The sequence below is a fragment of the Bacteroidales bacterium genome, from assembly GCA_029210725.1.
Lineage (GTDB): Bacteria > Bacteroidota > Bacteroidia > Bacteroidales.
The window spans coordinates 13,963-27,140 of the sequence record JARGFM010000015.1; the positions used below are offsets into that span (position 1 = coordinate 13,963).

Genomic DNA, 13,178 nt, shown 5'->3' on the forward strand with positions numbered 1-13,178 from the left:
CGAAGGGTTGTTGAAAAGTAAGGGCTTTTATTTCTTCTGGTTTTTCACGTACTTCATACTATGAGTCCGGGAAAACACACGCTTACCTATCTTATTTTTGCCGGTTTCTTTCTGGGAATCCTTTTTGGCTGGCTCATCGGGGAACCCATTATACCGGTGGCTGAACCCATGCAGGAACTGTTCCTGAGGCTTCTCAAAATGGCCATCCTGCCGCTGGTAATCACCTCCATCATCAGTGCGGTGATCCAGGTTGGAAGTGGTAAAGGGTTGGGAAAGATCAGTTTGAGAACATTCATTTACTACATTAGTACAAGTGTTTTAGCCATTCTCACCGGACAATTACTGGTGAATATTTTCCGGCCTGGGAAAGGCGCCGAAATTGGCCTGATGGAACAGCCTGAAGGGATTGGAGTGGTGGACCAGGGCTTTGGGGAGATGCTGCTTAACCTGATTCCGGAAAATCCCTTTGCTGCCATGGCCAACGGCGATGTACTCCCTGTGATCTTTTTTTCTCTTCTCTTCGGTTTTTTTGTCACACGCCTGAAAAAAGACCAAAAGCACTTGATGGGCGGATTTTTCAAGGCTGCCTTCGAAGCCATGATGAAGTTGACCTCCTTTGTGATCTGGACCGCCCCCATCGGTGTGTTTGGAATTATTGCCGGTATCGTGGCCAAAACCGGTTTTGAAGCTTTTGCCTCCCTGGGAAAGTTCTTCCTGGTTGTTATGGCGGGCCTGGCCATTCATTTTTTTATCACCCTCCCCCTGATCCTGAAATACCTGGGGAAGTGCAGTCCGGTTAAACACTACCGGGGCATGCTTCCCGCTTTGATAACTGCTTTTTCCACCTGTTCAACCATCGTGACTCTCCCCTTAACCATGAAAGCGGTCACTGAAACATCGGGAGCCTCGGAAAAAGCAGCTGGCTTTGTGCTTCCCATCGGGGCCACCATCAATATGGATGGAACGGCCCTTTATGAATGTGTGGCCACCATTTTCATTGCCCAGGTATATGGATTTGATCTGGGACTGGCTCAACAGGGCATTGTGGTGCTCACCGCGGTCCTGGCCTCCATAGGTGCGGCCAGCATCCCCATGAGCGGACTGGTCATGCTGACCATCATCCTCCAGGCTGTGGGGCTTCCTCTGGAAGGAGTGGCCATGATCCTGGCGGTAGACCGGATCCTGGATATGTTCCGGACCACCGTAAATGTGTTTTCAGACAGTGTGGGGACCGTGGTTATCAGCCGGCTGGAAGGCGACTCATAAAAAATACCGTTCCTCCTGAAGGTGGAACGGTACTTTTAGATATTGTGAGGGTCTCTATAAACTTATATCCACCCCAACGGCAACAATCATGGTGTTCTTTCCATAGACATCTGCAAAAGGCACGGCCTGGGGAAAACCGGTAGGCTGATAGGACTGCGACTTGCTGTAGTCGTCGTACATGGTAAGGCTGACCCCGGCATTGATGGTGATCTTTTCGCCCACATCCACGAACACTCCGCCACCCACGGTCTGGCTCTTTAATGCATAGCTGAGATCCGACTGGTAACTGGCATTGACTCCATTGTTCCCAGTATAATACCCGGCGCTCACACCAAGAATACCCAGCAGCTTATACTCCAGGCCTGCGGAAAAGGTATACCCATTCTGATCAATGGACAGTTCGTTATTGATCTGCTCCCCGGCTTCATCGGTTTTTCCGTAATAAGCCGGCTTATCCAGGAAATAGTTGAATCCCACACTGGCCGTAAGTTTATTAATGGGCTTCAGTTCCGCACCCAGGGAGAGCATGCCGGGAAGATCGGCGCGGACCTTCTCTCCATCGGGGAACATGCCCACATCATCCGCCTCGGTATCATTGGTCAGTTCGATCTTGGTATGATGTTCATACTTGACCGCCACATTAAGCATATCTGAAAGATGCAGGTTCACTCCGATAATCGGGGTAAAGCCAGTTCCTTTTTGTGTCGCATTCAGCTCTTTATCGGCCGTCTGGATATCGAGGGCAGCAGCGGTTCCGTTCAGAAGACCAACGGTAGTAGGATCCAGTCCGGGAGTCAGGGCTACAATCCTCAGATAATCACCGGCAGGCATGGTCCCGCCGTAGGCAACAGGGGCATCAATGGTAATCCTGCTCAGCGAACCTTCGTAACTGTTGCTGGCCATAACCATCCTGGCTCCAAGAAAGACTGATAACATATCATTCACCGCATAGGTAGCACCCAGCTGGTAACCCATGTACGCAGAGGTTCCATTAAAGGAAGCATCCAGGTTATAACCGGTGATACTGCGAAATCCCGGATCTGTACCAATCGCATCAAGGATTCCCTGATCTATGGGAGCTAGTGCGCCCTGCAGCATCGGTACCAGGGAGGCCACGGGAATTTCGAAAGAAGGAAGTCCGGTGGGAAAATCGGCGCTTCCGCCTCCTCCAATAATATTGAACCCTCCGGAGAAAGTCCACTTATTCACTTTAAAAGCCGCATATATACTGGGGAAGATGGGGGCCATCAAATCCGCCTCGTAAGTTGCCGGAGAACCAGCTAAATAGGGGTAATCACTGGAGATGGTTCTGGTCTGAAAAATGGTCTGATTGGAAACGGACAGATGGAGTCCGTTATTCAGCTGGGCGAGGCCTGCGGGATTAAAGTAAACGGCATCCACTCCCAGGGTGGCATTCCTGGCTAGCATCCGTACCCACGCTGCACTCTGGTTCACATTGGTTACCAGTCCACCCGCCATCAAAATCTGGGAAGATACCAGCATACCAAGCACCAATAAATTCATTCTTTTCATGAGAATTTTTTTATGTTTAGCGCACACAAGAAAGTAAATATTTTTGAATATCAACATTTTTCCTTCTTTTTGGTTATCTCTGTATTCGTTAAAATGCTAGGATATGAAACCTTTATGGGATAAAAGATACAGTGACCCGGAGTATGTTTACGGCAAAGAACCCAATGGTTTCTTTGCCGCTCAGCTGGAGCATTCCGATTTGGGTACTCTTCTTCTTCCGGGAGAGGGAGAGGGCAGAAATGCTGTTTATGCGGCCCTTAAAGGGTGGAAGGTGGATGCCTTTGATCAAAGTCCGTCAGGATATGAAAAAGCAATCGGTCTGGCGTCGGAAAAGAAAGTCCGGATAAACTACCAGGTGAGTCTATTGGAGGACTTTACCTTTAAACCGGACTATTATGATTTGGCCGGACTGATCTTCTTCCATGTGGAAGGCCCCATGAGAGAATATCTGCATCAGAAAATATTTGAATCCCTGAAACCAGGAGGATCCCTGATACTGGAAGCCTTTCATAAAGAGCAGGCAAACAGGGACACCGGAGGTCCCAAATCCCTGGAAATGCTATTTGATAAGGAGACCCTTTTATCGGATTTTGCCGCATTTGAAACCAGGTTTCTTGAGAAGAAAGAGATCCTGCTGGATGAAGGACCCTTCCACCAGGGAGAAGCCTCGGTCATCCGCTATATTGGGAAAAAACCTCATTAGTATGTCAACCAGTTTTAATCATTCATTAAGCCAGGTAAATATCCTCTCCTCGGAAGAACTCTCTCCGGGCCTGTTCCTGATAAGCTTTAAACGTAGCTTCAACTTTAGAGCCGGACAGGTCATCGGAATTACCCTGCGCGAGGATGATGCCTGTCGTCTTTACAGCATCTGCAGCGGGGAAAAGGAAGAGGAGATCCGGATTCTGTACAAAGTGGTGGATGAGGGCTATCTGACTCCTCAACTTTCCGATCTGATGGCCGGGGATTCCATCTGGATCACTCCTCCGGGGGGAGAATTTACCGGAACACCGGAACCTGCTGTCTGGATTGCCTCTGGAACCGGAATCGCTCCCTTTTACGCCATGCTGCGATCCGCTCTGGGGCAAAACAAAATCCTGATCCATGGGAACCGTTACCTGGAGCAGTTCCATTTTTACGGAGAATTCCGGGAGGTCCTGGGCGAAAATTGCATCAGGTGCTGCACGGCTGAAACGAACCGGGATGTTTACCACGGAAGGGTAACAGCCTATCTGGAAGAGCAAGCGGAACTGGATCCCGCCTTAAAGTATTACCTTTGTGGAAGTGCCGATATGGTGGTTGAGGTCAGGGACCTTCTGATCAGCAAAGGGGTTCCTTTTCGTCATATTATCTCTGAAATCTATTTCTGATCCATGCGCGAAGTACTGTTCGGTAAGACCCTGGAAGAGTTAAAAGAAGTAAGTCAAAACCTGGGACTCCCTTCTTTCACTGCTAAACAACTTGTCGAATGGCTCTATAAGAAAGATGTCTCTGCCTTTCGGGATATGACCAATCTATCCAAGAAGGCCCGGGTTCTGCTGGATGAAAAGTACCTTACGGGGCTTATGCCCCCCGTGGATGTACAGGAGTCGGCCGATGGCACCAGGAAATATCTATTTCCTGCCGTCGGGGGAAAGTTTATCGAAACAGCCTATATTCCCGAAATACGGCGAAAGACAGTATGTATATCATCGCAGGTGGGTTGCAAAATGGGCTGCCTGTTCTGTATGACCGGGAAACAGGGTTTCCAGGGAAATCTGAGTTCAGGCGAGATTCTCAACCAGTACAGAAGTATTCCGGAATGGAGGGAGATCACCAACCTGGTATACATGGGAATGGGCGAACCCCTGGATAACCTGGAGGAGGTTCTGAAAAGCCTGGAGGTGCTCACTGCGGACTGGGGTTTTGCTCTGAGTCCACGAAGAATCACTGTATCCACCATTGGGATCACCCCTGCCATGGTCGAATTCCTTAAGCGGAGCGAAACACATCTGGCGCTAAGCCTGCACACTCCCTTTGAAAATGAACGGCGGAAACTGATGCCCGTTCAGCAGGTCTATCCCCTGAAAGAGGTTTTAAAGGAGATCAAATCCTGGGATTTTGGCCGGCAACGCAGGGTCTCCTTTGAATACATCCTGTTTAAAAATTTCAACGATTCAGCGGCGCATGTGAACGAACTCTCACGAATCCTTCATGGCATCCGGTGCCGGATCAACCTGATCCGCTTCCATCCCATCCCCGGCACCCCCCTTGAATCGCCAGACGAGCAAAGCATTCATGCATTTATGGAGAAACTGAAATCCAAAGGCATAAACACAACCATCAGGGCCAGCCGGGGGCAGGATATCTGGGCGGCCTGTGGTCTTCTTTCCACCAAAAAGCTGGCTGATAAATAGCAACTGAATCCATCAATCCTTAAAAGGATGACCTGGATAAATGATCTGGTGTTGCTGTTCTTTCCATCAAACTGCCTGGTTTGCGGGAAACGGCTTCACGGCCCGGGAGAAATACTGTGCTTTACCTGCGAAACTGAATTGCCAAGAACCGGATTTGAGAAAGATCAGAAGAATCCGGTCTCTCAGATTTTCTGGGGAAGGGTCCCGGTGATCTACGGAACCTCCCTGCTCCGATTTGAAAAAGGATCCTCCTGCCAGTCTCTGCTTCACGATCTTAAATACCGGGGAAACCGGAAGGCGGGACTCTACCTGGGGCGACTGCTTGGACAGGCTCTTTTGTGTTCCTCCTACTCGAATAGTGACCTGATCATTCCTGTACCCCTACATCCCAGAAAATTCAGGGAGCGCGGATATAACCAAAGCGAAATCATTGCCCGGGGGCTTACTGAAATAACCGGGATACCCCTGGCTGCAGGAATAATCAAACGTAAAGACTACAGCTCCTCGCAGACTGTCATGAACCGGCAGGAGCGCTTTGAGAATATATCTGAAGCCTTCATGCTTTGCGACCCTTCTCCTGATCTAAATGATAAAAAGATATTGATGATTGATGATGTGGTTACCACCGGGGCAACCCTGGAAGCATGTTGCCAGGTATTGAGCAGACATTTCAAATGCCGGATCTGCATTGCCACCGTATTTTGTGCATAGCTTACTGTGGAGCAAAGCTATAAGCCAGGGAGAGGGATATGGAATTATGATAATACCCCCTGTATTGCGGATGGTTCCATTCTTCGGGATCGCGAAACGGAATAGCAGAATTCGTGTATCGGAGACCGGTCATGATCCTGTCATGGAGCCGGTATCCAATGCCCGCAAAAACACTCAAACCAAATCTTCGGTTTTCGGGATATATGGAGGGATCTATGATTCCATTCTCATCCCAAAACCTCGCGCCTGCCAGGATCTCAGGCGCAAATCCTGTCTCCACCTTGATCTTTTCATCATAGAAATAGTGAACCGATAGCGGCAGTTCCACCAAATGATAAGTGCTCCGGATAAGAGTCAGATCGTTATCGGACGGACCCTTATAAACACCCCGGGTACCATACTTGATTTCGGCCTGCCAGTAAATTTCATATTCAATAAGGCGATTCATAAACAATCCGGCACATATTCCCAGTTTATTGAATCCCTTATAAAAGTCTCCATGCACCTGGGAAGCGGTCAGACCTCCAAAAACACCCAAATTCAACTTCTGAGCCCTTGCTGAATCAGGAAGGAGAAAAATGACACAGAACAACAGGATCTTTCCCATATGCCGGCTGCCGGTTCTAGCCATTCTTAAGCTCTTTTATCAGCAACTGCACTCCTTCTCCAGCGCCCTTGGGGATAACCCTGATTCTGGGATGACTCAAAATGTCAACTTCATTGGGATCAATTACATATACCGGGACCTCCCCTCGAATATAGTGGATCAATCCCGCTGCCGGGTAAACATTCATGGAAGTCCCAACAATCACAAAAATATCTGCCGACGAAACGATTTTCACCGCCTCTTCAAAAGCAGGTACCGCCTCTCCGAACCACACTACATGAGGGCGCAATTGTGATCCCTTTTCACACAGATCTCCCTCTTCCAGTTTCCAGCCCTCAATATCATAAATCAGTGTTGGGTCCACCGTGCTGCGAGACTTACGCAGTTCTCCGTGAAGATGCAGGATGGATCTGGATCCGGCTCTTTCATGCAGGTCATCTACATTTTGTGTTATAATGGAAACCTCATAATGCTGTTCCAGCTCCACCAGGCCGAAGTGTCCCCGGTTAGGTAGTGTTTCAAGCAGCTGTTTTCTCCGCTCGTTATAGAATCGTAAAACCATCGATCGGTCACGTTGCCATCCACCCGGACTGGCCACATCGTATACATTGTGTTCCTCCCACAAGCCCCCCATTTCCCGAAAGGTTCTCAGTCCGCTCTCTGCGCTTATACCGGCACCGCTCAGTACCACCAGTTTCTTCATAAATATGCCAATTAAGTCTGCTCTTCGGCTTCCAGCCGGCATTTATCACTCTTCCTGGCCAGGGTTTTTAACGGACCTGCTTCATTTGCAGAAAACCAGATATTGAACCCGTCCCTGCGTGCAATTCATCGTTGTTCCAAATTTCATGTTCCGGCAAAAAAATGACGTCTTTTACGTAAATATAAGATTTTGGCTGAACAATTAGTTTCCTTACTTTTAAGCAGCATGATCGACCAGCAAACCATAAATCAAATTTTCGATATTGCCGATATTGTTGAGGTTATCTCCGATTTCGTGACTCTTAAGAAAAGCGGAGCCAACTACAAGGGACTCAGCCCCTTTTCCAATGAAAAAACCCCCTCATTTATGGTTTCACCGGCCAAAGGGATCTTTAAAGATTTCAGTTCGGGAAAAGGAGGCAATGTGGTTGGTTTTCTGATGGAACATGAGAAACTCACCTATCCGGAAGCACTCAGGTACCTGGCCAAAAGATACAACATTACCATTGAGGAGAAGGAGCTTAGCGCCGAGGAGATCCAGCAAAAAAATGAGAGAGAGAGTCTGATGACGGTCACCGCCTTTGCCACTTCTTACTTTTCTTCTCAACTGGATAGCGAAGAAGGGAGAGCGGTCGGTCTGGCTTATTTCAGGAAACGGGGTTTTCGTGATGATGTTTTGAAGAAATTTGAGCTTGGTTACAGTCCCGAAAAACGTACTGCTTTCAGTGATGAAGCCAGTAAAAAGGGTTACAAGAAAAGCTACCTGGTGAAAACCGGACTCTCCATCGAAAGAGAGGACTATCTGTTTGACCGTTTTGCCGGAAGGGTTCTTTTTCCCATCCATTCTCTTTCCGGAAATGTCATAGGTTTTGGGGGCAGGACACTGAAATCAGATAAAAGTATTGCCAAATACCTGAACTCGCCCGAGTCTGATATTTATCATAAAAGCAGGGTTCTGTACGGGCTGTTTCAAGCAAAAAAAACAATTGTTTCAGGTGAAAAATGTTTTCTGGTAGAAGGCTATACCGATGTGATCTCCCTGCATCAGGCCGGAATAGAAAACGCAGTAGCTTCCTCCGGAACCGCATTAACCGTGGATCAGATCCGCCTTATAAAGCGTTTTACCCAGAATATAACCATTCTCTACGATGGGGACGAAGCGGGTATCAAGGCCTCTTTCCGGGGTATTGACATGATTCTGGAAGAGGGAATGAATGTGAAGGTGGTGCTGCTGCCCCACGGGGAGGATCCCGACTCTTTTGCACAATCGCACAGCTCTTCCGAATTCCTTGAGTATATCCGGTCTCATGAAAAGGATTTTATCTCCTTCAAAGCCGAAATCCTGCTGGCCGACGCTCAGCATGATCCGATCAAACGGGCACAGTTGATCACCGATATCGTCCGATCCGTCTCGGTGATTCCCGATGGTATCATGCGAAGTGTATTTCTGAAGGAAAGCAGCCTGTTGCTAGGTCTGGAAGAGCAGGTCCTCTACAATGAAGTCAATAAGATCAGGCGCCGAAAACAGGAAGAACAATGGCGCAGGGAACAAGCAGGTCTCCGCCAGTACGGGGATCCTTCCGTCACCACCCTGCCCAGACAGCCCGTGGTTCCGGGCTTTGTAGAGAACGTCTATTCCGAAGTAGAAGAGAGAGAGATCATCTACTTTTTACTGAAATTTGGGAATCATAAACTTCATATAAGTGGAGAGGAAAATGCCGAGATTAGTGTGGCTCTCTACATTATCCGTGAGATCCAGAATGATGAACTTGAGTTTACCAACCTGGTATACAAACAGATCTTTGAAGATGTAAAAGATTTGATTGAACACGGAGATGAAGTGGCAGAGCGCTATTTTGTATACCATGATCACCCCGAAGTACGGAAACTGGCAGTGGATATTTTTACTTCGCGCTATGAATTAAGCAAGGTGTGGAAACGCAAGGAGGCCTATGTTGAATTGCCCGGGGAAAACCTGGGTTTCGAAGTTCCGAAGACGATGCTATCTTATAAAATGATGGTCATTGAGAAAGCACTCTCCCAATTGCGAAAGGAACTGGAGGAAAGTGAAAAAAAACAGGATCTGCAAACCCTGAACGAAATCATCGTTAGGATTCAAAGCCTTGAAAAGGTAAAACGGGAGCTTTCCATTGGCTTGGGGGGACGAACGATAATCCGCTGAACTGATTTTCCTCCCGGGGTTTAATCCTCCTCCTTCAGTTTTTCCGCCAGGCTGTTCATCCCGCGCAGCACCCCCTTCTCAATACTCCTGAAATCCGATATTTCTCTATGCTGGTATTGTATGACCATATGAAGAGTTCTGCTCTTCTGCCTTAACAAATCATATAAGTCTTTTTTATTTAAGCGGTAAGCCTCTCTGATCCTTCTCTTCAGGAGATTCCGGTCCACGGCCCGTTTAAAAAGCCTCTTGGGCACCGAAACCGCCATAGCAACAGGATTGGTGCCCAACTCCTCCAATCTGAAGATGATCTTCAAGGGAGGAGCATAGACCGCACGGCCCGTCTCAAACAGGGAGGAGATGGCTTTCCGGCCGGAAAGCCTTTCGCTTTTAGAAAGTGAAAACTCTTTTACGATTTCCCGTTACTCTTATTGTAATCTTTTATAAATTTTTCCAGCGCCATGGTCATAGAAGGGGCCTGAGGCTGAGGAGCCGTAATGTCCAGGCGTAAACCGGCCTCTTGAGCAGCTGCTGCCGTCTTGGCGCCAAAGGAAGCGATTTTTGTATTGTTCTGTTTAAAATCAGGAAAATTCTGGAACAATGATTTAATCCCCGATGGACTGTAAAATACCAGGATATCATAATTCACATCAGCCAGGTCAGAAAGATCGCTACATTCAGTCCTGTAGAGTATCGCTTTGGAAAAATTGAAATTGCCTTTTTTCAGCAACTCTGGAATTTCCTCCTTATGTGCCGCAGACAGAGGCAGTAAGAATTTTTCTTCCTTATGCTTATTCATGATCTCCACCAGATGGGGAATTTTACCATTCCCGTAAAAAATCTTCCTTTTCCGGTATACGATATACTTTTGAAGATAGTAAGCCGTAGCTTCAGAAACGCAGAAATATTTCATCGTATCCGGAATGCTGGTCCGGGTCTCCTCAGCCATCCTGAAATAATGGTCAATGGATGTTTTACTTGTAAAAATAACGGCTGTGTGAGAACCAAGGTCCACTTTTTCCTGACGAAAATCTCTGGCTGTAACCCCTTCAACATGAATGAAGGGCCTGAAGTCAATTTTCAGGTTATGCTTACTTGCTAAATCAAAGTAGGGGGATTTGTTATTCTCAGGCTCTGGCTGAGAAACAAGGATTTTCCTTATTCTTCCCATAGTATTCCGTTTAAATTTCTCTCTTAAAGGACACCTTCTAACCACCTGTATAATAATACAAGAGGCACTATTTCAAGGGCACAAAGGTACAAAAACATATAGAAAACCAAAACTTCTTTTCGATAAGAAAATACGATCCCCCTTATGATTCTCATGACCACGACCCCGGAGAGGACTAAGATACTTGACCAAAAAAACACCTCCTTCACAGCGCCCTGGGTGTAAACCAGCAGGAACATAAGGGGCAAAATTACGATTCCCAGGAGTTTGTTAAAAATGAAAATGTTATACAGATATTCCCGGACAATCCCTGGTTTATTAAACAGGAAAGCGGCCGTATTAAACAACACCAGCTTGCCTAAAAACAGGCTCGCCAGCAAAGCCAGATTAAACAGGTACAGTAAAGCTCCCTGCAATTCATAGGGATGACGACCCACCCTGTTCTCGATAAGGAAGAGCAGAAAAGCCAGGCTAAGAAAATAATAAATGTATAAGATTATGTCTAACTGCCTCTGCAACTGGCTATTGTCATGATATATTCTGTTGGCAACCTGAAAATTTGTAGAAGCCTGGAGCGTTTGTATCAGCATGTTGCCATAATAGAGTCTGATCCATGCAAAAAAGCCGATCATTAAAAACAGATAGATAAAGAACCAGGTGGGTTGGTGAAACGGTATTCTAGCCATGATCTCTATCCCCCCTCCAGGGGGAACAACAGATGAAATTTCAACAGCAGAGCCCGTAAAAATGGCTTGTACGATGGTATCCTGGCCCGGCATTTGTATAAAATTTGATCACAAAGATACATATCACAATTATTAAAAAAAGTTAATATGTGCGGAAGAATTAAATTCTTTATGGTTCCTTTATACCCTCTTGAACCAAGTGATAACATGACTTGTAATAAAATATGGAACGGATGAAAAAGAAGAAACATATCATATACATCGCCGGATTTCTCGTTTTCTTCCTGAGCGTTGGCTTTTCCACTTTAAAAAACAAGGATCTTGAACTGGTTAAGAACCTGGATATCTACTACACACTATTCCGGGAGCTGAACATGTTTTATGTAGATGAAACGGATCCTGAGAAACTTGTTACCACCAGTATTGAGGCCATGCTCTCTTCCCTGGACCCCTATACAACCTATATTCCGGAATCCGACATGGATGATTTTCAATTTCAGACAACCGGGGAATATGGAGGCATCGGTTCTTTAATCCGCAGGTCCGATGAACAGGTGATGATTGCAGAGCCTTATGAAGGATTTCCGGCAGCAAAAGCCGGAATCAGAGCTGGCGATCTAATTCTGAAGGTAGATGGGGTCTCTACTGAAAATATGGAGATAGAATCGGTCAGTGACAGACTTAAGGGAAAACCCGGGACAGAGTTCTCTCTGACCATTGAACGATTTGGAGAAGAAAAGCCCCTGCAATTTAAACTGACCAGGGAGAAAATTTCGATTCTAAATGTTCCTTATTACGGGATGATTGACCAGGGAACGGGATATATCCGCATCTCTAACTTTACGACCGGAGCAAGCCAGGAAGTTGAAAATGCAATTAAGGAGTTAAAAAAAGAACCTCAGCTGCACTCTCTGGTGCTGGATTTACGTTCCAATCCGGGAGGTTTACTGATTGAGGCTGTCAGAATTTGTAATCTTTTTGTCGATAAAGGAGAGTTGATCGTAAGCACAAGGGGCAAGATGAAACAGTGGGATTCTGATTATTCCACCACCAGGGAGCCCATGGACCGGGAGATCCCCCTGGTGGTATTGATTAACCGTGGATCGGCCTCCGCCTCTGAAATTGTGGCGGGTGCCCTGCAGGACCTGGACCGTGCCGTAGTCGTGGGCCAGCGGACTTTTGGTAAAGGTTTGGTCCAGACCTCAAGGCCCCTGAAGTATAATGCACAATTAAAAGTTACCACCGCTAAATATTATATTCCCAGCGGGCGTTGTATCCAGGCTCTGGACTATACTCATCGCAATGAAGATGGCAGTGTGGGAATGATTCCCGATTCCCTTATTTCTGAGTATCAAACCCAAAACGGGCGTCTGGTTTACGATGGTGGAGGCATCCAGCCAGATTTTGAAGTCATCCCGGAAAAACTCTCTGAGATGGCCATACAGCTTTATACTCAGGGGGTATTTTTCGATTATGCAACACGTTTCCGAAACACACATGAAGATATAGATTCTCCAGAATCATTCTCATTATCAGATGAAGAATATGCGCTATTTAAATCTTTCATTGAAGATAGGGAATTTGAATTTCAAACCGCAAGCGAAAAAGCCTTTGAGTCCCTCAGGGAAAGTGCCAAAAGGGAAAAATATTATGCTCTGGCACAGGAGGAATTTTCTTCCCTGGAAAGTAAGCTTGTCCACAATAATCTAAAAGATCTGGAAACATTCGATTCCGAGATCCGGCAGATTCTCTCCGAAGAGATTGTGAACCGTTATTATTATATGAGGGGCAGAATCTTAAAACAGATACAGGATGATAACCAGCTGGACAAGGCTCGTGAAATTCTAAATGAACCCGGTCTGCTAAAAGAGGTACTGAGCGGAAACCAGGGGGCCCTGGCTAAAGCCGGCACCGGCTGAGAAAGATA

13 protein-coding genes are annotated in these 13,178 nt (G+C 46.8%); 7 read left to right on the forward strand and 6 right to left on the reverse strand.

The genetic code is table 11. From position 1 onward, the window contains the following. The first annotated feature begins 60 nt into the window (after positions 1 to 60). Positions 61 to 1,266 carry a dicarboxylate/amino acid:cation symporter gene (locus P1P86_09820; GenBank protein ID MDF1575471.1) on the forward strand — a complete coding sequence of 402 codons (1,206 nt, stop codon included), beginning with the start codon at positions 61 to 63 and terminating at the stop codon, positions 1,264 to 1,266. Positions 1,267 to 1,320: 54 nt separating this feature from the next. On the opposite strand, the gene P1P86_09825 is transcribed toward P1P86_09820, so the two are convergent. After that, on the reverse strand, positions 1,321 to 2,799 hold the full coding sequence (locus tag P1P86_09825; protein ID MDF1575472.1) for an outer membrane beta-barrel protein: 1,479 nt from the start codon (positions 2,797 to 2,799) through the stop codon (positions 1,321 to 1,323). Between the two features lie 103 nt (positions 2,800 to 2,902). Between P1P86_09825 and P1P86_09830 the strand changes: the two genes are divergently transcribed. The 4 genes from P1P86_09830 to P1P86_09845 are packed head-to-tail and all read left to right on the forward strand — an operon-like array spanning position 2,903 to position 5,906. Next, positions 2,903 to 3,502, forward strand: coding sequence for a class I SAM-dependent methyltransferase (locus tag P1P86_09830; GenBank protein ID MDF1575473.1), 600 nt, complete (start codon positions 2,903 to 2,905; stop codon positions 3,500 to 3,502). A gap of 1 nt (position 3,503) precedes the next feature. Beyond that, positions 3,504 to 4,169, forward strand: a complete 666-nt coding sequence (locus P1P86_09835) for an FAD-binding oxidoreductase (protein ID MDF1575474.1) — start codon at positions 3,504 to 3,506, stop codon at positions 4,167 to 4,169. Positions 4,170 to 4,172: 3 nt separating this feature from the next. Further along, the gene (rlmN, locus tag P1P86_09840) at positions 4,173 to 5,195 is read left to right on the forward strand and encodes a 23S rRNA (adenine(2503)-C(2))-methyltransferase RlmN (GenBank protein ID MDF1575475.1); all 1,023 of its coding nucleotides are present in this window, start codon (positions 4,173 to 4,175) and stop codon (positions 5,193 to 5,195) included. Between the two features lie 27 nt (positions 5,196 to 5,222). Further along, positions 5,223 to 5,906 (forward strand): phosphoribosyltransferase family protein, encoded by a 684-nt coding sequence (locus tag P1P86_09845; protein ID MDF1575476.1) that lies wholly within the window; start codon positions 5,223 to 5,225, stop codon positions 5,904 to 5,906. A 1-nt stretch (position 5,907) separates the two neighbouring features. Here the strand turns inward: P1P86_09845 and P1P86_09850 are convergent, their stop codons facing one another. Together P1P86_09850 and P1P86_09855 are read right to left on the reverse strand one after the other, a co-directional pair. After that, positions 5,908 to 6,537, reverse strand: a complete 630-nt coding sequence (locus tag P1P86_09850; protein MDF1575477.1) for an outer membrane beta-barrel protein — start codon at positions 6,535 to 6,537, stop codon at positions 5,908 to 5,910. Then, the gene (locus tag P1P86_09855; GenBank protein MDF1575478.1) at positions 6,530 to 7,216 is read right to left on the reverse strand and encodes an NAD-dependent deacylase; all 687 of its coding nucleotides are present in this window, start codon (positions 7,214 to 7,216) and stop codon (positions 6,530 to 6,532) included. Before P1P86_09855 ends, P1P86_09850 begins: the two co-directional genes overlap by 8 nt. A gap of 225 nt (positions 7,217 to 7,441) precedes the next feature. Between P1P86_09855 and dnaG the strand changes: the two genes are divergently transcribed. Continuing rightward, positions 7,442 to 9,397 (forward strand): DNA primase, encoded by a 1,956-nt coding sequence (dnaG, locus tag P1P86_09860; protein MDF1575479.1) that lies wholly within the window; start codon positions 7,442 to 7,444, stop codon positions 9,395 to 9,397. A gap of 20 nt (positions 9,398 to 9,417) precedes the next feature. Here dnaG and P1P86_09865 read toward each other — a convergent pair whose 3' ends face one another. Genes P1P86_09865 through P1P86_09875 form a run of 3 tightly spaced genes read right to left on the reverse strand, consistent with a single transcriptional unit; the run spans position 9,418 to position 11,344 of the window. Next, positions 9,418 to 9,810, reverse strand: coding sequence for a ribonuclease P protein component (locus P1P86_09865; protein ID MDF1575480.1), 393 nt, complete (start codon positions 9,808 to 9,810; stop codon positions 9,418 to 9,420). Next, positions 9,804 to 10,565 carry a uroporphyrinogen-III synthase gene (locus P1P86_09870; GenBank protein MDF1575481.1) on the reverse strand — a complete coding sequence of 254 codons (762 nt, stop codon included), beginning with the start codon at positions 10,563 to 10,565 and terminating at the stop codon, positions 9,804 to 9,806. Before P1P86_09870 ends, P1P86_09865 begins: the two co-directional genes overlap by 7 nt. 23 nt (positions 10,566 to 10,588) lie before the next feature. Beyond that, positions 10,589 to 11,344, reverse strand: a complete 756-nt coding sequence (locus tag P1P86_09875; GenBank protein MDF1575482.1) for a DUF4271 domain-containing protein — start codon at positions 11,342 to 11,344, stop codon at positions 10,589 to 10,591. Between the two features lie 140 nt (positions 11,345 to 11,484). Between P1P86_09875 and P1P86_09880 the strand changes: the two genes are divergently transcribed. Continuing rightward, positions 11,485 to 13,170, forward strand: a complete 1,686-nt coding sequence (locus tag P1P86_09880) for a S41 family peptidase (protein ID MDF1575483.1) — start codon at positions 11,485 to 11,487, stop codon at positions 13,168 to 13,170. The last annotated feature ends 8 nt before the right edge of the window (positions 13,171 to 13,178 follow it).